We start from the raw sequence: 24,681 nt of genomic DNA, 5'->3' as shown, positions 1-24,681 counted from the left end.
TTCATGGCCAGGACCATTGCAGTGATGCAACCTTATCTCTTCCCCTATCTGGGTTACTTTCAGCTCATCGCCGCGGCAGACGTTTTCGTCCTGGGAGACGATCTGCACTATGTGCGTTCGGGCTGGGTCAACCGCAACCGCATTCTTCATGGCGACGAAGCCCGCCTGATCAGCTTTCCGTTGAAGAAAGACCGCTTTTTGTTGCAGATCAATCAGCGCCAGTTGTGCGAGGGTTTCAACGAAGAAGCCGAGCGGCTGATTCGTCTGATCACCGAAAGCTACGAGCACGCGCCCTACTTCGCCCAGGTCATGCCGCTGATCGAGCGCCTGATCCGCTTCCCTCAACAGAACATCGCGCTCTACGCCGAAAACGCGCTGCGTGAAATGTGCGCCTACCTGCACATCGTCACGCCGATCATGCGCAGTTCGGACCTGATTCTGGGCAGCCCGGCGGACAAGCAGGAACGCATCATCCGCATTGCCCACACCTTTGAAGCGACGACGTTCATCACCCCCGAGGGGGGATCAGTGGTGTACGACCGTGACCACTTCGCGAGAAACCGCCTGCTGGTGCGGTTTTTCCGGATGGGCACGGTGGAATACCCACAGCTCGGGCAACCTTTCGTCGCGAATTTATCCATCATCGATGTACTGATGTTCAACTGCGTCGAGCAGGTCCAACACATGCTGACTCAATATCAGCTGGACAAGCACCCGCCCGCCGCCGATCCCGGACTGCTGGCCAGGCCGACGCCACACCCTGAGCGTGTTTCAACCCCGACGAACCGGATTGCAGTGGAGTGAAGAACGATGTCTCAAGCCGATAGCCCTTCCAGCAACCCCGCCCGCTGGTACTTGATTCAAACCAAACCCCGCCAGGAAGGCCGAGCGCAAGAACATTTGCAGCGCCAGCTTTTCGAGTGCTACCGACCGGTCAAGCACGGCGAGAAAAAACGCGGTTCTCGCGGCCCCACCGAAGAAGAGCTGTTCCCAGGCTATCTGTTCATTCGCATGGACCAGACGAATGACAACTGGTATCCGATCCGCTCGACCCGTGGCGTGGCCCGTATCGTGACCTTTGGCGGGATGCCGATTCCGGTCAAGGATGACCTGATCGAGCAGATCCGCGAACGCCTGCTGGCGCCACCGTCGAAAGTGGCGTTCCAACAGGGCGAAGCCGTGCGCATCACCGCCGAGGGCTTCAACGATGTGGAAGCGATCTTCCTCACGGCCGATGGCGATGAGCGTGCTGTGATTCTGCTCAACCTGCTGCACCGCGAACAGAAAGTGACCTTGCCGGTCAGCAGTCTGTCGCGGATGGAAGTGCGGGTCAGCTGAAAACCCGCAACCCTTTGTAGGCGCGCAAACCTCTGTGGGAGCGAACTTATTCGCGAGAGGGCGGTACATCCGATGCTGATCTGTCGGATATGAAACCGCATCGCGAATGAATTCGCCCCCACAGTAGTCAGCCCTGTGCTCGGCAACACCCCCGACTTCGTTTATGAGTGCTGAGCATTTCGCCCGGCGCTCTCGATCCTCTTTGCCCGGAACTCACCATGACCTCCAAAACGACGCTGGTGACGCTCACCTATGGTGACCGTTTCAATTACCTGCACACGCTTGTCAGCCGTTCGCTGGAAAGCCCGTTGATCGACCGCGTGATCATTGTCAGCAACGCGTCGACCTCGCCACTGGACACCCTGCGTCGTACCTGGCCGGATCAGGTCAGCGTGATCTACATGCACGAGAACACCGGCTCGGCCCGTGGTTACTCGGTGGGCATTCAGGCCGCGCTGGACGCCGGCGCCGAACACATCTGGCTGATGGACGACGACAACGCGCCGACGATCAACGCCATCGCGACGCTGCATCAGGTGCTCGAAGAACGCAAACTCATCGACGGCGAAGAAAAAGCCGCCGTGCTGGGTTTTCGTCCGACCCACCAAGCAGACATCGCTGCCGGTGTGCCGAAACGTTTCGCGATCCAGCGCCGTTCGAGCTTCTTCGGTTTCCACATCGCGCAGCTGCCTTACAAAATCTGGCGCCGCCTGCCGTGGGGCGCACCGCAAGGGGCTCAAGGCAAGTTGCAAATGGTGGAGCTGCCGTTCGCGACCTACGGCGGCCTGCTCGCCCACCGCAACCTGTATCGCAAGATCGGCCTGCCGCTGGACGCGTTGATGCTGTACGCCGACGACAGCGAATACACCTGGCGCATCACGGCGGGTGGCGGACGGATTTTCCTGGTGCCGGACGCGGTGCTCGACGATCTGGAAAGCTCCTGGAACATCAAGGCGCGCACCAACAACATCTACGAGAGCTTCCTGCTGGGCGGCTCCGACTTGCGGGCATACTACGGCGCGCGCAACCAGGCCTGGTTCGACAAGAACGTCTGGGCCAACTCGTCGCTGCTGTACAGCCTCAACCGCTGGGTGTTTTTCCGGTTGTTGCGGTTGATCGCCAAGCGCCGGGGCGCCGAAGAGCGCCTGGGCCTGATCGAAAAAGCCATCCGTGACGGTGAGTCCGGCGTACTGGGTCTGAATCAGTCGTATCCACTATGAAAATACTGTTCATCAGCAGCCTGTACTCACCCCACATCGGTGGCGGCGCGGAGGTCATTCTTCAGCGCACCGTCGAAGGCCTGCAACAACGCGGCTGCCAGGTCAGCGTGCTGGTGACCGGTCCCGACACGGGGCTGGCGACCGAGACGGTCAATGGCGTGAAGGTTTACCGCGCCGGTCTGCACAATTTCTACTGGCACTTCGGCGCACAGCGCCCGGGGCGTCTGGCGCGGTTGGGCTGGCACCTGCGAGACCGTTACAACGGCGCCATGCGTCGCTATGTAAAGGACGTGATCAGCGTCGAGCAACCCCATTTGGTGGTCTGCCACAACCTAGCAGGCTGGTCGGTCTCGGTCTGGGATGAAATCACCGCCGCCCGGTTGCCCATCGTTCAGGTGCTGCACGACATGTACCTGATGTGCCCGAGCAGCAACATGTTCAAGCGCGGCCAGTGCTGTCAGCGGCAATGCAGCAGTTGCCAGTCGTTTCGCAAAGGCCACGACGCCCGCTCGGCACAGGTCTCGACGGTGGTCGGGGTCAGCCAGTTCATCCTCGACAAGTTGCAGAAGCGCGGTTACTTCAACGAGGCCAAAGGTTACGTGGTGCACAACGCCAGTCCTTATGCTGCCGTGCGCAACGGATTGAGCCGGCAACGCCAGCTTGACCCGGTGATGAGGAAGGCCCCGCTGCGTTTCGGATACATGGGCACCCTGTCCGAGCAGAAAGGCGTACGCTGGCTCATCGAGCAGTTTCAGCGCCTGCCGTTCGACGCGACGCTGCAGATCGCCGGACGTGGACAGGCCGGCGACGAAGCCGCCTTCAAGGCGCTGGCGACGTCGCCGAACATCAGTTTCGTCGGGTATCAGAAGCCCGAAGCGTTCTACAGCCAAATCGACGTGGCCGTGGTGCCCTCGTTGTGGAACGAGCCGTTCGGGATGGTCGCCGTCGAGGCCTGCGCCCACTCGGTGCCGGTGATCGCCAGCCGTATGGGTGGCTTGCCGGAAATCATTCAGGACCCGCTCAACGGTTTGCTGTGCAGTCCGAGTGATCCGGACTCACTGGGCCACGCGATGCTCCGGCTGCATCAGCAACCTGATTTGTTGGCCCGGTTGAGCAACGAGGCGCGGGTCAGCGTGGCGTCGCTGCTGGATCTTGAGCTGATGCTGGACAGTTACGAAAGCATCTTTGCCCAGACTTTGCTGGACAACATTGCCCAGCGAGACCCGACTGGATTGCCGCACCCTGTTTGAAAACCGTAGTCACGCGACTCCACCCGCCGACGGCCCGAGACCTACCTGAGCAAGCGCTCCGGACCGTGCCTCTTCATTGAGACAAACCATGCCCATCACGCACCTGACGAGGTTACGACGACCCCTTACGGTCCTGCTGCTGAGTTGGGGCATGTGCGGCGCAGTCCTTGCCGACGATTCCTTCATCATCGGGGTTGATACCCACCTGATGAACAAGAACACTTCGCCAGCCAAGGCATTGCAACTGCTGCAGGCGGCGGGCGTGGATTCGGTGCGGGACGATGCCTACTGGTCCAGCGCCGAACCCCGACGAGGCTTGATGAAAATCGAGCCGTCATGGCAGACGTTTCTGAGCCAGGCCCAGGAAAATCGGCTACGGCCACTGCTGGTGTTGGGCTACGGCAACCCGTTTTACGACAACTACGCCAAGCCGCGAAAACCACTGGTGCGGGATGCCTATGGCAACTACGTGAGTTTTGTCACCCGTCAATTGGCGGACAGTGTGGATTTTTATGAAGTCTGGAACGAGTGGGACAAGGAGAACCCTGTCGATTCTGACTTCGCCAAGGATTACAGCGTGCTGGTGCAGGAAGCGGCCCGGCGCATTCGCACCAACCAGCGGCCGATGGTGATTCTCGCCGGGGCGGTGACCAGTCAGGGCATGGACCTGGGCTTCGCCGACCGGCTGGTGGAATCGGGAATTCTGAATGTCGTCGATGGCCTGTCGCTGCACCCGTACGTGCATTGCCGCGCGGATGAACGCAACACGCCAGAGAACTGGATCGCCTGGCTGCGACGGATCAGTGAAGACCTCAAGGACAAGACAAAGAACAAGACTGCCGTGCCGCTGTACCTGACCGAGATGGGCTGGCCCAGCAACGAAGGGCGCTGCGGCGGCGACGAGAAAACCCAGGCGGCATTTCTGGCGCGCAGCTTCTTCCTGGCGCAGACGATGCCGAACATCAAAGGGATGTGGTGGAACGGCTTGCTCAACGATGGCCCCGACGCCACGGACCCTGAACAAAATTTCGGGTTGCTGACGCAGGACCTGGGGGTCAAGCAGGCGTACCTGACGTTGAAGGCAATCAGCCCGACCTTGCATCAGTTTCGCTATGACGCGGAGAAGAGCCGGGAGATCGACTCGCAGTACCTGCTGAGGTTCGCCCGCGGTTCGGACCAGATCATGGTGGCGTGGACGGCAGGTTATCCGCGGTCAATCAAACTGGATTCGAGCAGCGTGTTGCACGGGAACGTGCAGTACATCGACACGCGAGAGCCGCAGAAAGGATTGGTCGACAGCGGCATACCGTGGAGTTGCAACGAGGGACGGTGTTCGGCGCAAGTGCCGATCGATGAGTTTCCCAAGATCATCACGCTGGGTACCCGCCCTGCCCTGTTTGCCTTGCCCTGATTCGCAGATGAATGCCAGCGCACACCGTGCCTGTGGGAACCGGCACGATCGGAGCTTTTGATTTTGGCCGCAGGCCGTAGGAGTTGGCTTACCTACGATCGCTCCGGGGTCGCGTCCGACCGCAGCAGTCGCAAACGCAGTAAACGCATTACGCCTGACACAACCGAAGTGCCCGGTTCTGCTGCCGCTGCGCAACAGATCGCAGGCAAGCCAGCTCCTACGCCTTCGGCAGAAGCAGTCCGGCGATGCATCTGAGCATCTACGCCTTCGGCAGAAGCAGGTCGATGGCGCAATCCGAAACAGCCTCAATTCGCGTCAAAGCGCTCGGCCATGCCGGGCGTCGAAGGACCACGCACGACCCATTCATCTTCTTATCAGGTCGCCCACAATGATTGTGATCAATGCACGTTTTCTGACTCAGGAGTTGCGCGGCGTCCAACGCTTCGCGGAACAGACCTGTCTGGCCCTCAAACAGCTGCGTGACGACGTGGTTTTCGTCGCGCCTCACGGCATCAAAATGCACGACACGGCCCGCGCCCTCGACGTGCAGTGCATCGGCAGCCACAGCGGCCATGTCTGGGAACAGCTGGACCTGCCGCTGTACCTGCGCCGCAACGGCAACCCGCTGCTGATTTCCCTGTGCAGCACGGCGCCGCTGTTCTACGGCAACCAGATCGCGACCCACCACGACGTCACGTACGTGCGTCACCCTGAAAGCTACACCCGTGCCTTTCGCCTGCTGTACCGGACGATGACGCCGATCATGCTGTCGCGCATCAAGGCGCTGCTGACCGTCAGCAACTTTTCCAAGGGCGAGATTTCGCAGTTTTACAACTACCCGGAAAAGAAGATTTTCGTGGTGCCCAACGCGGTGAGCGAAGCGTTCCAGCCGGGGCCGCCGCTCAAGGATCACCCCGACTATCTGCTCGCCGTGTCCTCGCCCAGCGCGCACAAGAACTTCAGCCGGATGATTCAAGCGTTCTTGATGCTGCGCGACCACGACGACCTGCAACTGCACATCGTCGGTGGAGCGAGTGACGTGTTTGCCGATGACAACCTGCAACGCCTGGCCAGCCGCGACAAGCGCATCCGCTTTCTCGGTCGGCTGAGCGATGAGGAATTGATCAAGCAATACCAGGGGGCCACGGCGTTCGTGTTCCCTTCACTGTATGAAGGCTTCGGCATCCCGCCCCTGGAAGCGCAAGCCTGTGGGTGCCCGGTGCTGGCCGCCAACGCGGCGTCGATTCCAGAAGTGTTGCAGGCCAGCGCGTTGTACTTCGACCCGATGGATGTCACGCACATGGCCTCGGCGATGGAACGCATTCTGGTGGACTTGCCGCTGCGCCAGTCGCTGCGACGACGCGGCCTGAACAACGTGGCGCGGTTTTCCTGGGACGAGTCGGCGCGGCGCGTGTCGCAGCGCATCGACACCCTGCTCAACCAGCCCAGGGATCGTCGCACCAGCACCGGCAATGACGCCCTGCGTCGTGAATCGTCCAGCAAGCTCTGAGGCACGCCCATGAAACGTTTGGCCTATCTTGACGCGCTGCGCGGCATCGCGGCCCTGATGGTGGTGTTCACGCACCTCTATGCGCCGATCATCGGTCATGTCTGGGTTTTCGATTACCTGATCGACCCCGGCAAGCTGGGCGTGCTGTGGTTCTTCATGATCAGCGGCGTGGTCATCCCCTACAGCCTCAAGCCCGGTCCCGACGGCGCGCAGCGATTTCTGATTTCACGTTTCATGCGCCTGTACCCGGCGTACTGGCTCTCGCTGCTGTTGTTCGTGGTAATGCTGAAGCTGACCGACGCACCGCTGCCCTCCCTCACCCAAATCGTCGCCAACGTGACGATGGTGCAGGCGGCCCTGGGCTTCGATGACGTGGTGGGGCTGTATTGGACGCTGTTCATCGAGTTGGTGTTCTACGCCTTGTGCCTGGCGCTGTTCATCGGTGGCAAGCTGTACGACCAGACCTTCCGCACCCGTTGTTCGTTGCTGTTCTTGCTGATGGCCCTGGCCATGGCCGTGGTTCGCGCGGTGAGCGAGCGCAAGTTGCCGGTGGCCCTGCCGCTGGCGTTGTCGCTGATGTTCTTCGGTTCGGTGTGGCGCCAGTGGCTGCTGGCCGAACACAGCAAAGAACTGACCCGTAACCTGAAAACGCTGTTGATTGCCTTCGCCGTGCTGCTGATGCCGACGCTGATCATGGCCTACAGCAAAGACATGGGCACCGGAGAAACATGGGGCCGTTACTGCTTCACCTACGCGCTGGCCATCAGCAGTTTTCTGTTGCTGACCCGCAGCGTGCGTCTGGACCACCCCGCGCTGGTGTGGTTGGGCGCGGTGAGTTACTCGCTGTACCTGCTTCACCCTTCAATGTTGATGCTGGCTGAGTTTCTTCTAAAGAGCAGCGGGGCTTCGGCGTTGACCCTTGCGGTCGTCGCCACCCTCCTGACCCTCGGGGCGTCTCATCTGTCTTTCCGCTACATCGAGACACCTTTTATCCAACTTGGAAAACGTCTCAATAATCGCAAGGCCAAGGCGCAAACCATCAGCGTCTGAAGCCGTGCATGCGCCAATGACAACCGCTCTGGGAAAACCTGCGCGAGCTTCGCTCGACGTGGCGGGTTTTCGTGAGCCGTTAATGCAGAGAATTCCAATGAAAATTGCAATCGTCCACGACTGGCTGGTGACGTACGCGGGTGCCGAAAGGGTTTTGGCCGCGCTCATCAATATCTGGCCCGAGGCGGATCTGTTTTCCGTCATCGATTTCCTCAGCGATCAGGACCGCGCCCATTTGGGCGGCAAGGTGGCCAAGACCACGTTCATTCAGCGTCTGCCCAAGGCGCGCACCAAATATCAGCGTTACTTGCCGTTGATGCCAATGGCCATCGAGCAACTGGACCTGTCCGGTTACGACCTGATCATCAGCAGCAGCCACGCAGTGGCCAAAGGCGTGCTGTGCGGCCCGGACCAATTGCACATCAGCTACGTGCACTCGCCCATCCGCTACGCCTGGGACTTGCAGCACCAGTACCTGAAAGAAGCCAACATGAACAGCGGCCTCAAGGGCAAGGTCGCACGGATGATCCTGCACTACATGCGGATGTGGGATCAGCGCACCTCCGCAGGAGTCGATGACTTTATCGCCAACTCGCACTTCATCGGCGCCCGAATCACCAAGTCCTACCGTCGCGAATCCACGGTGATCTACCCGCCTGTGGACACCAACGGTTTCACCCTGCAAGAGACCAAGCAGGATTACTACTTCACGGCGTCGCGCATGGTGCCCTACAAGCGCATGCCGATGATCATCGAAGCCTTCGCCGCCATGCCGGACAAGCGTCTGGTGGTGGTCGGCGACGGCCCGGAGATGGAAAAAGCCAAAGCCGTGGCGGCCCACGCGCCAAACGTCACGCTGCTCGGTTATCAACCGTTCGCGGTGTTGCAGGAACACATGCGCAACGCCAAGGCCTTCGTGTTCGCCGCCGAGGAAGACTTCGGCATCAGCCCGGTGGAGGCGCAGGCCTGCGGCACGCCGGTCATCGCCTTCGGCAAGGGCGGCGTGCTGGAAACCGTCTGCGGGCTGGATCATCCGCAACCGACTGGGGTGTTTTATCCGGAGCAGAGCGCCGCATCGTTGATGGAGGCGGTCGAGACCTTCGAAGCCTCCGGCGCCCGCATCACGGCACAGGCCTGTCGCATCAACGCCGAGCGGTTCAGCGAAGCCCGCTTCGAGCAGGAAATGCGTCAGTTCGTCGAGATGCGCTTGAGCGCCTCGCGCCAGGCCCGCCAACCCGCGCAGTACCGGGCCACGCAGCCAGCGCCGAGCCTTGTTACACCCAGTTTGTCTGCCTCAAGCCTGGTCCCTGGCGACCTCGCCGCCCGCGTTGTTCCGATTAAATCTGTCTGAGCGAGCACCGAACATGAGCACACCTCTTCGCGGCATCTTGCATGCTCATCAATCGTCCTTGTCCGTCGCCCACCGCCTGCTGGATCTGGCGGTGATTGCCATCGGCGGCTATTGCGTCAACCTCATCGCAGGTTCGGAGATGGACGCCGAAGCCTGGATGCAAATCCTGCTGGCGGCGGTGGCGTTCCACTGGCTCGCTGAGTACCACCAGCTCTACGGCTCGTGGCGCGGCGAACGCATCCTGCGCGAACTGCTGAAAGTCGCCAACTACTGGGGGCTGGCGTTCATCCTGTTGTTGACCGTGGATTATCTGCTGCTGCACCCGGCGAACCTGGCCAATAACAGCCAGATGGCGTGGTTCGCCACCGTCATGATGGCGCTGTGTGGTTATAGGCTGGCGATTCGCAGCGTGCTGCACACCTTTCGCGCCCGCGGCTTCAACGCCCGACGCGTGGCCATCGTCGGCACCGGCCATTGCGGCGAACGCCTGGCGATGTCCATCGAAAGCGCGCCGTGGATGGGCCTGGACCTGCTGGGTTTCTACGACGAGACCCCGGAGCAAATGGACCTCGCGCGGATCGGCCGGCGCATTCCGGTGCTGGGCGATCTGGATCAACTGATCGCCGACGCCCGCGACGGCAAGATCGACAAGGTCTACATCACCCTGACTCTTGGCGCCCAGGCGCGGCTTCAAGAGCTGATCAAGGGGCTGAGCGACACCACCGCGTCGGTCTACGTGATCCCGGACGTGTTCATGTTCGAGCTGCTGCACGCCCGCACCGAAAGCATCAACGGCCTGCCGAGCATCAGCATTTTCGACTCGCCCATGGACGGCGCGTGGAGCATGGTCAAGCGCATCGAGGACATTGTGCTGTCGAGCGTGATCCTCGGCATGATCGCCCTGCCGCTGATGCTGATCGCATTGGCCATCAAGTTCACCTCGCCGGGCCCTGTGCTGTTTCGCCAACGCCGCTACGGGCTGGACGGCCGACCGATCATGGTCTGGAAATTCCGCAGCATGAGCGTTCAGGAAAACGGCGACGTCGTCACCCAGGCCACGCGCAACGACAGCCGGATCACGCCGCTGGGCGCCTTCCTGCGTCGCACTTCGCTGGACGAGCTGCCGCAATTCTTCAACGTGCTGCGCGGCGACATGTCCATCGTCGGCCCGCGCCCTCACGCGGTGGCGCACAACGAGCAATACCGCACGCAGGTCTCGGGCTACATGCTGCGACACAAGGTCAAGCCGGGCATCACCGGCTGGGCGCAAATCAACGGCTGGCGTGGCGAGACCGACACGCTGGACAAGATGCAGAAACGCGTGGAATTCGACCTGCAGTACATCGAGCACTGGTCGGTCTGGCTGGACATGAAAATCATCCTGCTGACGCTCTTCAAAGGCTTCGTCAACAAGAACGCATTTTAGAAAAAATCTGCCAATAAAAACGACGTGGCCGTCGCTGACGAGCGCGGCAGGAGGTGCATGGGTGTATGAAATAACGTGATCCGCTGTTCGGTGTGAGTAAGGGATGCAATGAAATCACTGCGGTGCCAGTACGCACCTATTAGGATTAGAAGGAACATTCATATGAAAGTAACGTTAGCGGTAGTGCTGCTTTCCAGTCTGGTTTTGCAAGGCTGCGCATTCGCCCCCGGTCAATACATGTCACTGAGCGATGTCACTGAAAAGGACCCTGACGGTCCGGCGGTCACGCTCGTCCAGATCACTCCGACGACCCTGGCCCAGCAGCAAAAAACGGCTGCTTCCCAGGCCAAGCCATTGCCACCTGAGTTAATGACCTACAAAACCCCTGAATACGTGGTCGGGCCGGGCGATGCCCTGCTGGTCACCGTATTCGAACACCCTGAACTGACCGCCCCCGGCTCTCAGGAACAACTGGACGCCAACAGCCGCGAAGTGTTGAACGACGGCACGGTGTTCTTCCCGTATGTCGGTCGTATTCAAGCGGCGGGCAAGACCGTTTCGCAGATTCGCGAACAACTGCGCATGGGCTTGTTGCCGCAATACACCGAGGTCAAGGTGGACGTGAAAGTGCTGCGTTACAACAGCCAGCGCATCCTCCTGTCCGGTGCGTTCAAAGCGCCGGGGCCACAACCGATCACCAACATCCCGTTGAGCCTGGTGCAAGCGATCAGCACCGCTGGCCTGGACCTGACCGACGCTAACCTCGCTGGCCTGACCTTGCGTCGCGACGGCAAGGACTACGTGATCGACGTCGATTCGCTGAACCGCAAGGATTCGCAGCTGAGCAAGATCTACCTCAAGGACGGCGACTACCTGCACCTGAACAGCAACTCGAAAAACAAGATCTACGTGTTGGGCGAGGTTCAGCGTCCACAGGTGATTTCGTTCAGCACCACCAGCGTGACCCTGCTTGAAGCCCTCGGCACGTCCGGCGGCCTGAGCCCGGACGCGGCGGACGGTGAGGCCGTTTACGTGATTCGGGCGCAGGACGCGACCCACTCGGCGACGGTGTATCACTTGAACGCGAAGAAACCGACCAGTTACGCGCTGGCCAAGGGTTTCGAACTGGCGGCGCAAGACGTCGTGTTTGTCGGCCCGGCCAACATCACCCGTTGGAGCCGTTACGTGAGCCAGCTGTTGGGTTCGAACAACATCATCCAGACGGGTGCGATGTTCCGGAACTAAAGGAGCAGCGTCGAGCCTGGAGCTTCAAGTGGCAAGTTAGAAGCAAAAGCAAAAGCAAAAATCCTCGCAGTCGTTGGCTGCGGGGATTTTTTTTAGCTGGCGTTTTGTTCATCCAGCTAAAGGCAATGGCGCCGAGATACCCGCAACTGTTGCCCCAACAACACCTATTCAACACTTGCCTCCGCCTGCATCAGTTCGCATCATCAGGCGTTTACGCACAACTGTCGTGGAACCCGCGCAATCATTGGGCAATACGTTCGTCGGCCACGCTGGCACGCATGCTGCTTTAAAACTGTCACAGGGTCTATCCGCCCACTCACTTTCGCGTTGCACGCGGCCTGTACGGTGCACGTTGCACCTCGGGTGACTGACCCCAAGGAATCTGAACATGTTGGTCGTTTCAATTTCAGGCAGCCCATCGACCCGGTCACGCTCGGGCGTGGTGCTGAAACACGCGGCACAGTGGCTGACCGATCACGGCGTCGGCGTGAAGCCTGTCCGCGTCCAGGACTTCAATGCCGAAGACCTGCTTTACGCACGCTTCGACAGCCCCGAAGTCATCGCCTTTATCGACGCCGTGGCCAAGGCCGACGGTCTGCTGATCGGCACGCCGGTGTACAAGGCGTCGTTTTCCGGCGCGTTGAAAACCCTGCTCGATTTGCTGCCGGAGCGCTCGCTGCACGGCAAAGTTGTCCTGCCCATCGCCACCGGTGGCAGCATCGCGCACATGCTGGCCGTGGATTACGCGCTGAAGCCGGTGCTGTCCGCGCTCAAATGCCAGGAAGTGCTGCACGGCGTGTTCGCCATCGACACCCAGATCAGCTACGGCGACAACGATCTCGGTGGGGATCTCGACGAACTGCTGACCCAGCGACTGCACGACGGGCTGGATCATTTCCTGCTGGGGCTGCAACACCGTACGAACGCGCGGCATAAAGAGGCCGGGGGACATTTGAAGCTGGCGTTGTAAGCAGCTAAACGCATTTCCCTGTGGGAGCGAATTCATTCGCGATACGCCGGCACGCCCGATAAATCTCTGTCGGATGTACCACCCTTTCGCGAATGAATTCGCTCCCACAGTTCATTCACCGTTTCATGTTCCGGACGTGGCGTCCGACAGACCGAATCAGTGCTCCAACAACGGATACAGCGACAACACCAACAGCGCCGCCATCACCCCATTGAACACCCGCAACCACAGCGGATCTCGCAGCACGTTGCGCAACAGGCTGCCAAACCCCGCCCACATCCCCACCGCTGGCAGGTTGACGATGCCGAACACCAGCGCGATCACCGCGACGTTCGTGAAATAGCCATTCATGGGCGTGTACGTGCTGATCGCGCCGACCGCCATCACCCACGCCTTGGGATTGACCCACTGGAATGCTGCCGCGCCGAGGAAGCTCATCGGTTTGCCTTTGCCTGCATCGCTTTCGTTGGCGGGGCCTGAGGTGGCGATCTTGTACGCCAGGTACAACAGATATGCCGCGCCCGCGTAACGCAGCACGGTGTAGAGCACGGGATAAGCCTTGAACACCGCCCCCAGACCGAAGCCGACCGCCAGCACCATCAACGCGAAACCGCAACTGATGCCGAGCATGTGGGGAATGGTGCGGTTGAAACCGAAGTTCACGCCCGAGGACAGCAGCATGGTGTTGTTGGGACCCGGCGTGATGGATGAAACGAGGGCGAACAGGATAAAGGCGAGCAGCAGGTCGGGAGTCAGCATGAGACGGGTCCAGTGTGTTGTTTTCTGCCTGCCACGCTAGCGAAAGCGAGGCGGGAAACACATGGACAGTAAGGCTGACTTTCGTCCGTACAGTTAGCTGGCGAAACTCAGGTCACAGCAACTGTATTGGCGTACAGCGTTCAGCCCTGACGAGCCTTGGAAGCCGTGCTGACCTCGGCGTTGAACTCGCCGCGGTTGTCGAATTCGTGGGTTTGCTGCAATTGAGGCTGAGCCATCAACTGAGCTTTGCGGGCCTGGTAATCGTCGTAGGAGAGGCCGCGACGGTTGAGGTCTTCAAGGGCCAACTGGTGGGTTTCTTCAGCGGTGTATGGGCGCAATTCGGGGTGATTGCCAGCGGCACAGCCAGAAACGACAGCGACTGAAAGCAACAGGGCAAGGGCAAGAAGACGGTTCATGGGAGCCTCCATTCGGCTCGTTTCTGGAATGAAGCCAAGGCTACGCGCCGGGGCATTCCAGCTGAAATCAGTCGTCTTGATAGTCGCTATCGGGTTTTCAGAGCCTGAACCCTGAACACCGTGATGCTGATGAAACGCAGCATTCCCTGAGGGAGCTGTCGTAACCTCCGGCAGCTCCTACAGGGGTTGAGTGGAATTCAGGCGGGCATCACACCAACCAATGCCATAACAGCGACGTGCCGATCAGGCCCACGACCGAGACGATGGTCTGCAACACCGACCACACCCAGATCGTCTGTTTGAGCTGCAAGCCGAAATACTCGCGGACCATCCAGAAACCCGCGTCGTTGACGTGGCAGAAGAACACCGAACCCGCGCCGATCACCAACGCCACCAACGACGCTTCGATCGGCGCCAGGCCCGCCATCATCGGCGCGAGAATACCTGCGGTCGTGGTGGTCGCCACGGTGGCAGAACCCGTCGCCTGACGCAGTGCCACGGCGATCAGCCAGGCGAGCAGCAGGTACGGCATGTGCGCGCCTTCGGCCACTTTACTGATGGTCTGGCTGACACCCGCATCCAGCAACGTTTGCTTCAAACCACCACCGGCGCCGATGGTCAGCAACAGCACGGCAATCGGCGCAAGGCTTTTACGCAGCGTGCCGCCGACCTGTTCGCGGGAAATGCCGTTGGCCCAACCGAGGCAAACCGTGGCCGCCAGCACGGCGATCCCCAAGGCCACCAGCGGTTCGCCGAGGAATTTCAGGGTCAGCGCGACGTTGCTTTCCGGCTCCATCGCCACCTTGGCCAGCGTGCTGCCGAGCATCAGAATCACCGGCAACAGGATGATCAACAGGGAAATACCAAAGCCCGGCTGACGATTCACGTTGGACTTGGCGGAAAACAGCTCGCCCAGTTCGGCGGGCGCTTCAATATGCAAGCGTTTGGACAGCCAGTTGCCGTACAGCGGACCGGCCAGAATCACCGCTGGAATCGCGATGCAAATGCCTAGCAACATGGTCAGGCCCAGATCGGCGTGCAAGGCGCTGACCGCAATCAGCGGCCCCGGATGGGGAGGCATCAGTGCATGCAGCGTGGTCATGCCCGCCAAAGCCGGAATCGCGATCTTCAGCAGCGGCAGGTTCGACTGACGCGCCATCACGAAGATGATTGGCACCATCATCACCAACCCCACCTCGAAAAACAGCGGCAGGCCGATGACCATCGCCACGAGCGCCATCACCCATGGCAGCGTTTTGCCCTTGCCCAACCCCAGCAGTGTCGAGGCGATGCGATCCGCCGCCCCCGATTCCGCCATCAGCGCGCCAAGCATGGCACCCAGCGCAATGATGATCCCCGCTTCCCCGAGAATCCCGCCCGCGCCTTTGCTGAACGCTTTTGCAACCGCCTCCGCTGGCAGCCCCGCACCTATCCCTGCGATGAAAGTACCCACCAGAATCGACAGAAACGGCGGGAGTTTGGTGGCGCTGATCAACACGATGATCGTGGCAATGGCGATCAGGCAGCAGATGATCAGGCGGGTGTCATGAAACACCCACGCAGCAGACGACAAGTCCAAGAGTGACCCCTTAATCGTTCGATTCTTATTCAAGGTTTTCTGAAACACTTTGTTTCAGATGGCCAAACGATACCGGATGCGGCAAGTCGTCGCAGTGATTTTTTCTCGGAAAGTGGCCGAAAAGCCCTGCCATTCATCCATTCATCTAAATGAATTCAATGTTCGTGTTCAAAAGGGGAAGTTCGCTGACACCGCTACCGCTGTAGGAGCGAATTTATTCGCGAAGGGTCGGAACAGGCGATACATCTCTAATAGCTGGAAGATTTTCGCGAATAAATTCGCTCTACAGGGAACGTCATTCCGCCGTAGAAACAGCCTGGGCGCACTCGATCAGCACATCCCGCAACGCCTGCGCTGCCGCCGACAGCTTGTGATCAGCCAGGGTCATCAACCCGATCCGCCGTTCGATGCGCGGCCCTTCGAGCGCAATGCAGCGGGCGCCCAATTCCTGCATTTGCTGAATGCACAACGAGGGCACGGCGCTGACACCCAACCCGTTCGCCACCATGCGGCCGACCGTGGACAGCTGATGGCTTTCAAACGCCACCGAGAGCTTGCCGTGCTGGGTTTGCAGATCCTGCTCAAGTAACAGCCGCACGGCGGAGGGCCGTTGCAGGGTGATGAAGTCGTGGCGCAGGAGCTCGTCCCACGTCACCTCCCCTTTCGCCGCCAAGGGCGAATCCATCGGCACCACCGCGACGAAACGGTCGGTGTAGAACGGCGTGAAGGTCAGGTTATTGGCGGACTCTGGTTCGAAGCCGATGCCCAATTCAACGCGGCGGTGATCGACCATTTCCAGCACCTGTTCGTTGATGACGTCGTGCACCGCGACATTGACCCTGGGGAAGCGCCCGCGAAACACCTTGAGCGCAATCGGCAGCAGATTGCCCGCGAACGATGGCATGGCGGCCACTGACACCTTGCCCATCTGTAACGTGAAGCGCTGGCGCAGCAGTTCTTCGGCGTTGTCCCAATCCGCCAACAGCTGACGGGCCAAGGGCACAAGCGTTTCCCCTTCCGGGGTCAGGCTGACATTACGCGTGGTGCGGGTCAGCAATTGACCGCCCAAGTCCTCTTCCAATGCCTTGATGGTCAGGCTCAGCGCCGGTTGCGACAGGTGCAGGCGCTCCCCCGCTTGCGCGAAACTTAGGGACTGCGCGACGGCCAGAAATGCTCGAAGCTGTTTCACGTTCATATATTTGAAATACTTATCAATCTATGAAAAAAACAAAATTAACAAATCACTGAGACAGAGAGAAGATGCAAACAACGCTCTCTGGCAGCATGATTGTCAGACACAACTACAAATCAGGCGGGATATCACCATGGCTGGACTCGACAAACGGGTTGCAACTTACGAAGAGGCCCTCGCTGGCCTGACCGACAACATGACGGTACTGACGGGCGGCTTTGGCCTGTGTGGTATCCCTGAAAACCTCATCGCGCAGATCAAACGCATGGGCGTGAAAGGCCTGACAGTGGTGTCGAACAACTGCGGCGTCGACGGTTTCGGCCTGGGCATCCTCCTGGAAGACCGGCAGATCCGCAAAATGGTCGCGTCCTACGTCGGCGAGAACAAACTGTTCGAGGAACAGTTGCTCAACGGCGAGCTGGAAGTCGAACTCACTCCCCAAGGCACCCTCGCTGAAAAAATGCGCGCAGGCGGTGCTGGCATCCCCGCTTTCTACACCGCCACCGGTTACGGCACCCCTGTCGCTGAAGGCAAGGAAACCCGCCAGTTCAACGGCCGTAACGTGATTCTCGAAGAAGCCATCACCGGCGACTTCGCGATCGTCAAAGGCTGGAAAGCCGACCACTTCGGCAACGTCGTCTATCGTCACACCGCACAGAATTTCAACCCGATCGCCGCCACCGCCGGGAAAATCACCGTGGTCGAGGTCGAGGAAATCGTCGAGCCGGGCGTGCTGCTGCCGACCGAAATCCACACGCCGGGCATCTATGTAGACCGCGTGATCCTGGGCACCTTCGAGAAACGCATCGAACAGCGCACGATCAGGAAAGCCTGATCTCCCGCTTCGCACTCGAACGCTTATCCCTTTGGAAACGTCGGCTTTCACACGCCGGACAGAATAAAAGAGACCCACGATCATGGCACTCTCCCGCGAACAAATGGCACAGCGCGTTGCGCGCGAACTGCAAGACGGCTTTTACGTGAACCTGGGCATCGGCATTCCGACCCTGGTCGCCAACTACGTCCCTGACGGCATCGACGTGATGCTGCAATCGGAAAACGGCCTGCTGGGCATGGGCGCGTTCCCGACCGAAGAAACGATCGATGCCGACATGATCAACGCCGGCAAACAGACGGTGACCGCCCGCCTCGGCGCGTCGATTTTCAACTCCGCCGAATCCTTCGCCATGATCCGTGGCGGCCATGTCGACCTGACCGTGCTGGGCGCGTTCGAAGTCGACGTCGACGGCAACATCGCGTCGTGGATGATCCCCGGCAAGCTGGTAAAAGGCATGGGCGGCGCGATGGACCTGGTGGCCGGTGCCGACAACATCATCGTGACCATGACCCACGCGTCCAAGGACGGTGAGTCCAAACTCCTGTCCCGTTGCAGCCTGCCGCTGACGGGCGCGGGTTGCATCAAGAAAGTCCTGACCGATCTGGCCTATCTGGAGATCGAAAACGGCGCATTCATCCTGCGCGAAACCGCTCCGGGCGTGACGGTCGAAGAGATCATCGCCAAGACCGCCGGCAAGCTGATCGTGCCGGATGACGTGAAGGAAATGACGTTCTGAGTTCCCGAGTTGGCGCGCCCCCTGTAGGAGCGCGCTTGCCCGCGATCAAGGCCAGAACAGTCACCCACGCAGTGTCTGAACGATCCTATCGCGGGCAAGCGCGCTCCTACAGGGCCACGCCATTCGTTGAGCCCTGATACATCCGCGTCATATCGTTATGCCACTCTGCCCCTTCCGCAACGAAGGGGCTTTGCTGTATCTAAAGCTCCATCTTTTTCGTACCACTGCCAACCCTAAAAACAGCTATTTCAATAGCCCTTAATAACAACTCCAAGAGGTATTCCTACGTGGCCGCTGATATTGAAGAAAGCCGCTCCGCCCGATTTGCCCTGCGCTGCGCCAAGTGGGCCGAACGCTGGTTCCCCGACTCCTGGGTGTTCGCCGCCCTCGCCGTCGTCATCGTCACCCTGGCCACGCTGGTCATCGGCGCCAAACCCGCTGACACCGCCAAAGCGTTCGGCGACGGTTTCTGGAGCCTGATCCCCTTCACCATGCAAATGGCCTTCGTGGTCATCGGCGGTTACGTCGTCGCCAGCTCGCCGCCCGCCGTCAAGCTGATCGACCGCCTGGCCCGCATCCCTAAAAACGGTCGTTCGGCCGTGGCCTGGGTCGCGCTGATTTCCATGGTCGCGTCCCTGCTGAACTGGGGCCTGTCGCTGGTGTTCGGTGGTCTGCTGGTGCGTGCGCTGGCCCGTCGTACCGACCTGAAAATGGACTACCGCGCCGCCGGTGCCGCCGCGTATCTGGGACTCGGCGCCGTGTGGGCGTTGGGCCTGTCGTCATCCGCCGCGCAACTGCAAGCCAACCCGGCGAGCCTGCCGCCGTCGATTCTGGCGATCACCGGCATGATCCCGTTCACCCAGACCATCTTTCTCTGGCAGTCGGGTGTCATGTTGCTGGCCTTGGTGGTGATCTCGATCATCGTCGCCTACGCCACCGCGCCCGGCCCGAACAGTGCCCGCGAAGCCAAGGACTGCGGCGTCGACCCGGCGTTCAGCATGCCGCCACTGCCACCGCGCACCCGTCCGGGCGAGTGGCTGGAATACAGCCCGCTGCTGATCATTCTGATGGTCGTGCTGGCGTCCGGCTGGTTGTACAACGAATTCAGCACCAAACCCGCGATCACCGCGATTTCTGGCCTGAACACCTACAACTTCCTGTTCATCATGGTCGGTGCCCTGCTGCACTGGCGTCCGCGCAGTTTTCTGGACGCCGTGGCCCGTGCCGTGCCGACCACGACCGGCGTGCTGATCCAGTTCCCGCTGTACGGTTCGATTGCCGCGCTGCTGACCACGGTCAAGGGCGGTGACGCGCAGACCGTCGCGCACCACATCTCGACGTTCTTCACCAGCATCGCCTCCCACGACACGTACGCGCTGCTGATGGGGGTGTACTCGGCCATCCTCGGCTTCTTCATTCCGTCCGGTGGCGGCAAGTGGATCATCGAAGCGCCGTACGTGATGCAAGTCGCCAACGACCTGAAATACCACCTGGGCTGGGCAGTGCAGATCTATAACGCCGCCGAAGCGTTGCCGAACCTGATCAACCCGTTCTACATGCTGCCGCTGCTGGGTGTACTGGGCCTCAAAGCCCGCGACCTGATCGGCTTCTCGTTCGTGCAGTTGCTGGTCCACACGCCGCTGGTGCTGTTCCTGCTGTGGGCATTGGGCACGACGCTGGCGTACATTCCGCCGTTGATGCCGTAAGACGCTTCATTCGTTCGATGGCTGATTGGCCAGTACGATCAGCCAAGCCTTAAGCGCCTGCACCGTCGGGCGCAGGATCGAATGCTTGGGCTGCACCAGGTAATACCCCTTCGTCAGCGGCAAGCGCTGTGCGAAGGGTTCCACCAACACCCCGCTCGCCACCTCCTCCTGGGTCAGCCATTCGCTGGTGATGACCACCCCCTGATTCCGCCGCGCCGCTTCAATGGCCATCAATGACTGATCGAAATGTATGCCGGGAATGCCCCTGCCCTCCTCTTCGCCGATTCCCGCAAAGCGCTGTAACCAGTCCGACCAATGCGGGTGCAAGGTGTTGTGTAAGAGGGTCGCCCGTCGCAGATCTCCCGGCGCCCGCAGTCCGACCTGCTCAATGTACGCCGGGCTGCAATACACCCTCGCGTCGTCCTGATGCAGCAGCTCGACGTCCAGGTCCGGTGCATGCCCGTCGAAATGCCGGATCGCCAGATCGACCCGCTCGCTGCTGAAATCGGTGAGGCTGATCGACGAACTCAAGTGCAACGCCACGCCGGGATGGCTTTCAAGAAAGCCGGCCATGCGCCGGGCAAACCATTTGGCGGCCAGGCTAGGCGGCATGTTCAGCCAGACGTTGTTGTTGTGGCGGTCACGCAAGGCGTGGCTGGCGTCGATGATCTGCGCCAACGCAGGCTGAATACGCGCCCAGTACGCCTGGCCGTCCGGCGTCGGCTGCACCTGCCGGATCTGCCGGGTGAACAGCGACACGCCCAGCCATTGCTCAAGGTTGCGAATCTGCTGACCGACCGCGCCGGGTGTCACGCTCAGCTCATCGGCAGCAAGAGAAAAACTGTTCAATCGCATGGCTGCATCGAAACACAGCAACGCTTTCAGAGGTGGAGAAGGCTTCATGGCGTAGATTTTCTATCCCATCCCATAGAGATGATGATTTGTAACGGATCACGCCACCGCGCACAATCGCCACCTCATCGACCACGCGGCAGACCGACTTCCCATGAAAAACATCGCCTACTTCGCCTTTGCCCTCCTGGGGCTGATCTGGGGCACCAACTTCATGTTCATGAAGTGGGCGTTGGAGTGGATTTCTCCCGCGCAGATCGTGCTGGTCCGCTCATTCTTCGGTTTCCTGCCAATCCTCATTTACGCCCTGGCGACCCGCGCCTTGAGCTGGAGCCACGTGCGCCATCTGCATCACTTTCTGGTGATGGCGCTGCTGGCGACAGCGGTCTACTACTACCTCTACGCGGAAGGCACGACCCTGTTGCTGTCGAGCGTCGCGGGCCTGCTCAGCGGGGTGATTCCGCTGTTCACCTTCGGCTGTGCCTTTCTGTTTCTGCGGGAAGAAAAACTCAACGGGCGCATGACTCTGGGCGTACTGCTGGGGTTCGTCGGCGTGCTGTTGATCGCCCGGCCATGGGCCACCGGCGACGCGGCGATTTCGGTGAAAGGCGTGATGTACATGATGCTTGGCTCGTTGAGCATCGGTAGCTCGTTCGTCTACGCCAAACGTTTCCTGACCGGGCTGAACATTTCGGCGGTCGCGCTGTGCACGTATCAGATCGGCCTGGCGCTGCTGATTCTGCTGGCCGTCACCGACCGTACCGGCATGGAACACATCACCGACAGCCCCAAAGCCATGATCGGCGTGTCCCTCGGACTGGGCCTGTCCGGCACCGGGGTGGCGTACATCCTGTATTACTTCATCGTCGAACGGCTGGGCGCGGTGATCGCCGCCTCGGCCACGTACATCCCGCCCGTTATCGCCTTGTTGATCGGCATCTTTGTCGCCGGCGAGCCGGTGCACGGACTGGACGTGGTGGCCATCGCGGCGATTCTGGGCGGGGTGTTCGTGTTGCAGAGCGGCCGTCGACTGGCCGCTCAGCGTGTGCAGTCAGAAGCGTAAACGCTGCCCCTCAGCTCAACGCGCACGCCCCCACGAAAGCCTTCACCAGCGACGGCGTTTTGCCTTCCAGTGCCGCGCGCTCGGGCTGGAACAGGGTCGCGACGAAAAACGGATGCCCATCGAGCTCCATGGCGCGAATTTCCTCGTCGAGGTCATAGCCGCTGACCTTCAACGGCCCGGCAAACATCTGCGCTTCCAGCTCCTTGCGCAGCCCGTAACGGCAGCGATAACGCTCTTGGGTCTGCTCGGCGGCATAGGCTGTGGCGATGCGCGAGCCAGCCACCAGACGAATCGGCGCAAAGGCTTCGACCAGCGAACAGCTCAACGGGGTGATGATGGCCTGATCGGAGTCCGGCGCGGTTTCCGCGTGTTCGGCGTTGGTCCAGCCCAAGTGATTGCGCGCATATTCCAGCAGCGCGTGCTGGAAACCGCCGCAGGTCCCGAGAAACGGCACCTGCTGTTCACGGGCGAAGCGGATCGCGGTCAGCGCGCCGTCCATGTCGCGATAAGGGCTGGCCGGGACGCACCAGATGCCATCGAATGCCTTCAAACCTTCGCCGTTTCCCACGTCCGGCGTGGGCAGCCATTGGCATTCGACGACGATGCCGGTCTCCCCCGCCACCCGGTCCAGTGCCACGGGAATCGCCTGATGCGCGGGCACGCTCTCGTCGTAATCCCCCACCAATGCGATGCGAATGCTGTGCTTCTGTTTCATGCCTGCTCCCTGATATCGAAACGCTTTGCGGTCAGTCCGGCGCTGACTATAAGCTTGCCGCCGTGCAATCAACATTGGCGTTTCGACAAGTGATCAATGCAACGACGCAATACCGAATCAACCACGGGGACCTGGCGCTGATCCTCGCCCTGGTGCGCGGCAAGACCCTGCCCAGAACGGCCGAATTGCTGAAAGTGGACGTTTCGACGGTGTTCCGGTCCGTGCGCAGGCTGGAGGCCTCGGTGGGTACGTCGCTGTTCGAAAAAAGCCGCTCGGGGTATCAGCCCACCGACGCCGCCATGCATTTGGCGCAGCAGGCGGAAAGCGCGGAACAGGCGTTGGCGCTGGCGCAAATCAGCCTCGAACAGGGCCAGCAGATCGTCAGCGGCACCGTGCGCCTGACCTGCACCGAGGCCGTGTTGCAAGACCTGCTGCTCCCGGCGCTTCGGCAGTTCATGCCCGATTACCCCGGCCTGAAGCTGGAGCTCAATACCTCCAGCGCCTTCGCCAACCTAAGCCGTCGAGACGCCGACATCGCCTTGCGCCTGACCAACGCGCCACCGGAACACTTGGTGGGCACGCGACTGGGCACGGTGTCGTATCAGGTGTGCGCCAGCGAGACGTATCTGCAACGGTGCGGCGAGGTCGAATGGGAGCGGATGGACTGGATCGCCCCCGATGACTTCCTGCCCGACCACCCCACCGTTACGTGGAGGCGTCAGCAGTTTCCGGGGGTGAATGTGGCCTATCGATGCAGCTCGATGCTCGCCGTCGCGCAGTTGGTACGGGCGGGAATGGGCGTCGCCGCGTTGCCGGATTTCATGTTGCGCGAAGGGGAATGGCGACGGTTGGGCGAACCGTTGGAAGGCTACGACACCGAGCTCTGGCTGCTGACCCGGCCGGATTGCCGGGCCCTGCGTTCGGTGTCGGCGCTGTTCAGCGAACTGACCCGGGCCTTGAAAGCCTGATGCCGCTGACACGCGTCAGGGCTGCCAGATCCGCTCGCCATTGATCTCCAGCATGCCCGTTGCGGGAATTCGCGCCGTGTCGCGTACGATCATTCGCCCCGGCAGAATCTCCTGAATCGCCGAGGTGTTCGGATCGGCCAGTTGCGCGCAGATGATGTTCACCGCGCGGCCGATCATTTCGGTCATGGGCTGTTCGAACGTGGTCAGGCCGAAGATGGGCCACTGCCCTTGCGGCAAATCGTCGAACCCGACGATGGAGACGTCGCTGCCCGGTTTCACCCCGCGCTCATGGCACACGTTGATCGCGGCCAGCGCCATCAGGTCGTTGGCGCAGAAAATCGCATCGGGCGGCGCATCGAGGCTCAGCAACCGGCGGGTCGCGGCCATGGCGCCTTCGAAGGTGTACTCGCCCACGTCGCGCAACGGCCGCGGCAGCCCTTGCGACGTCAGGTAGCCGTTGAAACCTGCCTCACGGTCACGGTTGGTCGAAGAGCTTTCCTTGCCCGCGATGAATGCCAGTCGCTCATGCCCGGCCGCCACCAGAAACTGCGCGATGGTGCGACTGCCCGTGAGGTTGTCGCTGGTCACGCTGGAGACAGAGGTGCTGCCATTGGTGCGGTTGAACAGCACCACGGGCAGTCCGATGGTGCGGCACTCCTCGGCAAAATGCGACGACAGGCTCGCCGACACCAGCACCAGACCGTCGACCTGATAGCGCAGGATTTCTTCCAGCACCGGGTCGGAATCTTCGTTGTTGGCCATGGAAAACAACAGAATGCGATAGCCCAAGCCTTCGAAGGCCGCTGACAGCGATTCCAGCACTCGCGCATAAAACGGGTTGGCCATGCCCGGAATGGCCACGCCGATCAGGTTGGAGCGTCGGGTGATCAGCGAGCGCGCCACCAGATTGGGGCGATAGCCCAGCAGCGCTGCGGCCTCTTCGACCTTGCGCCGGGTGTCGGGCGACACACTGGCGCCCTTGGTGAACGTGCGCGACACCGCCGACTGGGAAACCCCCGCCTGCCTGGCCACGTCATGGGCCGTCACCGGACGCCGTCCCCGCTCCGTGTTGTCTGACATATCGTT

23 protein-coding genes are annotated in these 24,681 nt (G+C 60.8%); 16 read left to right on the top strand and 7 right to left on the bottom strand.

All coding sequences use genetic code 11. From position 1 onward, the window contains the following. Window positions 1-3: 3 nt before the first annotated feature. The 11 genes from ACIQAL_RS30360 to ssuE all read left to right on the top strand — a co-directional run bounded on the left by ACIQAL_RS30360 (window position 4) and on the right by ssuE (window position 12,771). Complete coding sequence (locus ACIQAL_RS30360; RefSeq protein WP_401152120.1) at window positions 4-804, top strand: WbqC family protein; 801 nt, start codon at window positions 4-6, stop codon at window positions 802-804. 6 nt (window positions 805-810) lie between these two features. Next, complete coding sequence (gene rfaH / locus ACIQAL_RS30355) at window positions 811-1,338, top strand: transcription/translation regulatory transformer protein RfaH (RefSeq protein ID WP_401152117.1); 528 nt, start codon at window positions 811-813, stop codon at window positions 1,336-1,338. 218 nt (window positions 1,339-1,556) lie between these two features. Then, entirely contained in the window at window positions 1,557-2,558 is a 1,002-nt protein-coding gene (locus ACIQAL_RS30350) for a glycosyltransferase (RefSeq protein ID WP_401152114.1), read from the top strand. Then, window positions 2,555-3,808 (top strand): glycosyltransferase family 4 protein, encoded by a 1,254-nt coding sequence (locus tag ACIQAL_RS30345; protein WP_401152111.1) that lies wholly within the window; start codon window positions 2,555-2,557, stop codon window positions 3,806-3,808. The genes ACIQAL_RS30350 and ACIQAL_RS30345 overlap by 4 nt, the downstream gene beginning before the upstream one ends. Before the next feature lie 88 nt (window positions 3,809-3,896). After that, window positions 3,897-5,219, top strand: a complete 1,323-nt coding sequence (locus tag ACIQAL_RS30340; RefSeq protein WP_341959016.1) for a hypothetical protein — start codon at window positions 3,897-3,899, stop codon at window positions 5,217-5,219. 388 nt (window positions 5,220-5,607) lie between these two features. Then, window positions 5,608-6,729, top strand: a complete 1,122-nt coding sequence (locus tag ACIQAL_RS30335) for a glycosyltransferase family 4 protein (RefSeq protein WP_401152108.1) — start codon at window positions 5,608-5,610, stop codon at window positions 6,727-6,729. Window positions 6,730-6,738: 9 nt separating this feature from the next. After that, on the top strand, window positions 6,739-7,779 hold the full coding sequence (locus ACIQAL_RS30330) for an acyltransferase family protein (protein WP_401152105.1): 1,041 nt from the start codon (window positions 6,739-6,741) through the stop codon (window positions 7,777-7,779). 97 nt (window positions 7,780-7,876) lie between these two features. Beyond that, complete coding sequence (locus ACIQAL_RS30325; protein ID WP_401152102.1) at window positions 7,877-9,130, top strand: glycosyltransferase family 4 protein; 1,254 nt, start codon at window positions 7,877-7,879, stop codon at window positions 9,128-9,130. Window positions 9,131-9,143: 13 nt separating this feature from the next. Next, complete coding sequence (locus ACIQAL_RS30320) at window positions 9,144-10,556, top strand: undecaprenyl-phosphate glucose phosphotransferase (RefSeq protein ID WP_401152100.1); 1,413 nt, start codon at window positions 9,144-9,146, stop codon at window positions 10,554-10,556. A gap of 162 nt (window positions 10,557-10,718) precedes the next feature. Then, window positions 10,719-11,801 carry a polysaccharide biosynthesis/export family protein gene (locus ACIQAL_RS30315; RefSeq protein ID WP_166597971.1) on the top strand — a complete coding sequence of 361 codons (1,083 nt, stop codon included), beginning with the start codon at window positions 10,719-10,721 and terminating at the stop codon, window positions 11,799-11,801. Window positions 11,802-12,189: 388 nt separating this feature from the next. Next, window positions 12,190-12,771, top strand: a complete 582-nt coding sequence (gene ssuE, locus ACIQAL_RS30310; protein WP_341959020.1) for an NADPH-dependent FMN reductase — start codon at window positions 12,190-12,192, stop codon at window positions 12,769-12,771. Between the two features lie 156 nt (window positions 12,772-12,927). Here ssuE and ACIQAL_RS30305 read toward each other — a convergent pair whose 3' ends face one another. The 4 genes from ACIQAL_RS30305 to ACIQAL_RS30290 all read right to left on the bottom strand — a co-directional run bounded on the left by ACIQAL_RS30305 (window position 12,928) and on the right by ACIQAL_RS30290 (window position 16,720). After that, window positions 12,928-13,530, bottom strand: coding sequence for a LysE family translocator (locus tag ACIQAL_RS30305; protein WP_341959021.1), 603 nt, complete (start codon window positions 13,528-13,530; stop codon window positions 12,928-12,930). Window positions 13,531-13,670: 140 nt separating this feature from the next. Next, entirely contained in the window at window positions 13,671-13,946 is a 276-nt protein-coding gene (locus ACIQAL_RS30300) for a hypothetical protein (RefSeq protein ID WP_401152096.1), read from the bottom strand. 208 nt (window positions 13,947-14,154) lie between these two features. After that, window positions 14,155-15,525 carry a gluconate:H+ symporter gene (locus tag ACIQAL_RS30295; RefSeq protein WP_166597967.1) on the bottom strand — a complete coding sequence of 457 codons (1,371 nt, stop codon included), beginning with the start codon at window positions 15,523-15,525 and terminating at the stop codon, window positions 14,155-14,157. A gap of 295 nt (window positions 15,526-15,820) precedes the next feature. Then, the gene (locus ACIQAL_RS30290) at window positions 15,821-16,720 is read right to left on the bottom strand and encodes a LysR family transcriptional regulator (protein ID WP_401152094.1); all 900 of its coding nucleotides are present in this window, start codon (window positions 16,718-16,720) and stop codon (window positions 15,821-15,823) included. A 130-nt stretch (window positions 16,721-16,850) separates the two neighbouring features. Here ACIQAL_RS30290 and ACIQAL_RS30285 point away from each other — a divergent pair, with 130 nt between their 5' ends. The 3 genes from ACIQAL_RS30285 to ACIQAL_RS30275 all read left to right on the top strand — a co-directional run bounded on the left by ACIQAL_RS30285 (window position 16,851) and on the right by ACIQAL_RS30275 (window position 19,997). Further along, entirely contained in the window at window positions 16,851-17,552 is a 702-nt protein-coding gene (locus ACIQAL_RS30285; RefSeq protein WP_401152091.1) for a CoA transferase subunit A, read from the top strand. 82 nt (window positions 17,553-17,634) lie between these two features. Continuing rightward, on the top strand, window positions 17,635-18,291 hold the full coding sequence (locus ACIQAL_RS30280; RefSeq protein WP_166597964.1) for a CoA transferase subunit B: 657 nt from the start codon (window positions 17,635-17,637) through the stop codon (window positions 18,289-18,291). A 287-nt stretch (window positions 18,292-18,578) separates the two neighbouring features. Then, window positions 18,579-19,997 (top strand): TIGR00366 family protein, encoded by a 1,419-nt coding sequence (locus ACIQAL_RS30275; RefSeq protein WP_166597963.1) that lies wholly within the window; start codon window positions 18,579-18,581, stop codon window positions 19,995-19,997. A gap of 6 nt (window positions 19,998-20,003) precedes the next feature. On the opposite strand, the gene ACIQAL_RS30270 is transcribed toward ACIQAL_RS30275, so the two are convergent. After that, on the bottom strand, window positions 20,004-20,900 hold the full coding sequence (locus ACIQAL_RS30270) for a LysR substrate-binding domain-containing protein (protein ID WP_401152088.1): 897 nt from the start codon (window positions 20,898-20,900) through the stop codon (window positions 20,004-20,006). 103 nt (window positions 20,901-21,003) lie between these two features. On the opposite strand from ACIQAL_RS30270, the gene ACIQAL_RS30265 reads away from it, so the two are divergent. After that, entirely contained in the window at window positions 21,004-21,912 is a 909-nt protein-coding gene (locus ACIQAL_RS30265) for a DMT family transporter (RefSeq protein ID WP_401152086.1), read from the top strand. 10 nt (window positions 21,913-21,922) lie between these two features. Here ACIQAL_RS30265 and ACIQAL_RS30260 read toward each other — a convergent pair whose 3' ends face one another. Beyond that, window positions 21,923-22,627, bottom strand: coding sequence for a CTP synthase (locus ACIQAL_RS30260; protein WP_401152083.1), 705 nt, complete (start codon window positions 22,625-22,627; stop codon window positions 21,923-21,925). A gap of 89 nt (window positions 22,628-22,716) precedes the next feature. Between ACIQAL_RS30260 and ACIQAL_RS30255 the strand changes: the two genes are divergently transcribed. Then, window positions 22,717-23,595 (top strand): LysR family transcriptional regulator, encoded by an 879-nt coding sequence (locus tag ACIQAL_RS30255; RefSeq protein ID WP_401152080.1) that lies wholly within the window; start codon window positions 22,717-22,719, stop codon window positions 23,593-23,595. A gap of 15 nt (window positions 23,596-23,610) precedes the next feature. Here ACIQAL_RS30255 and ACIQAL_RS30250 read toward each other — a convergent pair whose 3' ends face one another. Then, window positions 23,611-24,675, bottom strand: coding sequence for a LacI family DNA-binding transcriptional regulator (locus tag ACIQAL_RS30250; protein WP_401152077.1), 1,065 nt, complete (start codon window positions 24,673-24,675; stop codon window positions 23,611-23,613). Window positions 24,676-24,681 lie beyond the last annotated feature (6 nt).

Origin of the sequence: Pseudomonas sp. NPDC088368, from assembly GCF_044753445.1 — a bacterium.
Classification (GTDB): Bacteria; Pseudomonadota; Gammaproteobacteria; order Pseudomonadales; family Pseudomonadaceae; genus Aquipseudomonas; species Aquipseudomonas bambusae.
The sequence above is the reverse complement of the archived record's forward strand: the minus strand, read 5'-3'. Positions and strand labels throughout refer to the sequence as shown.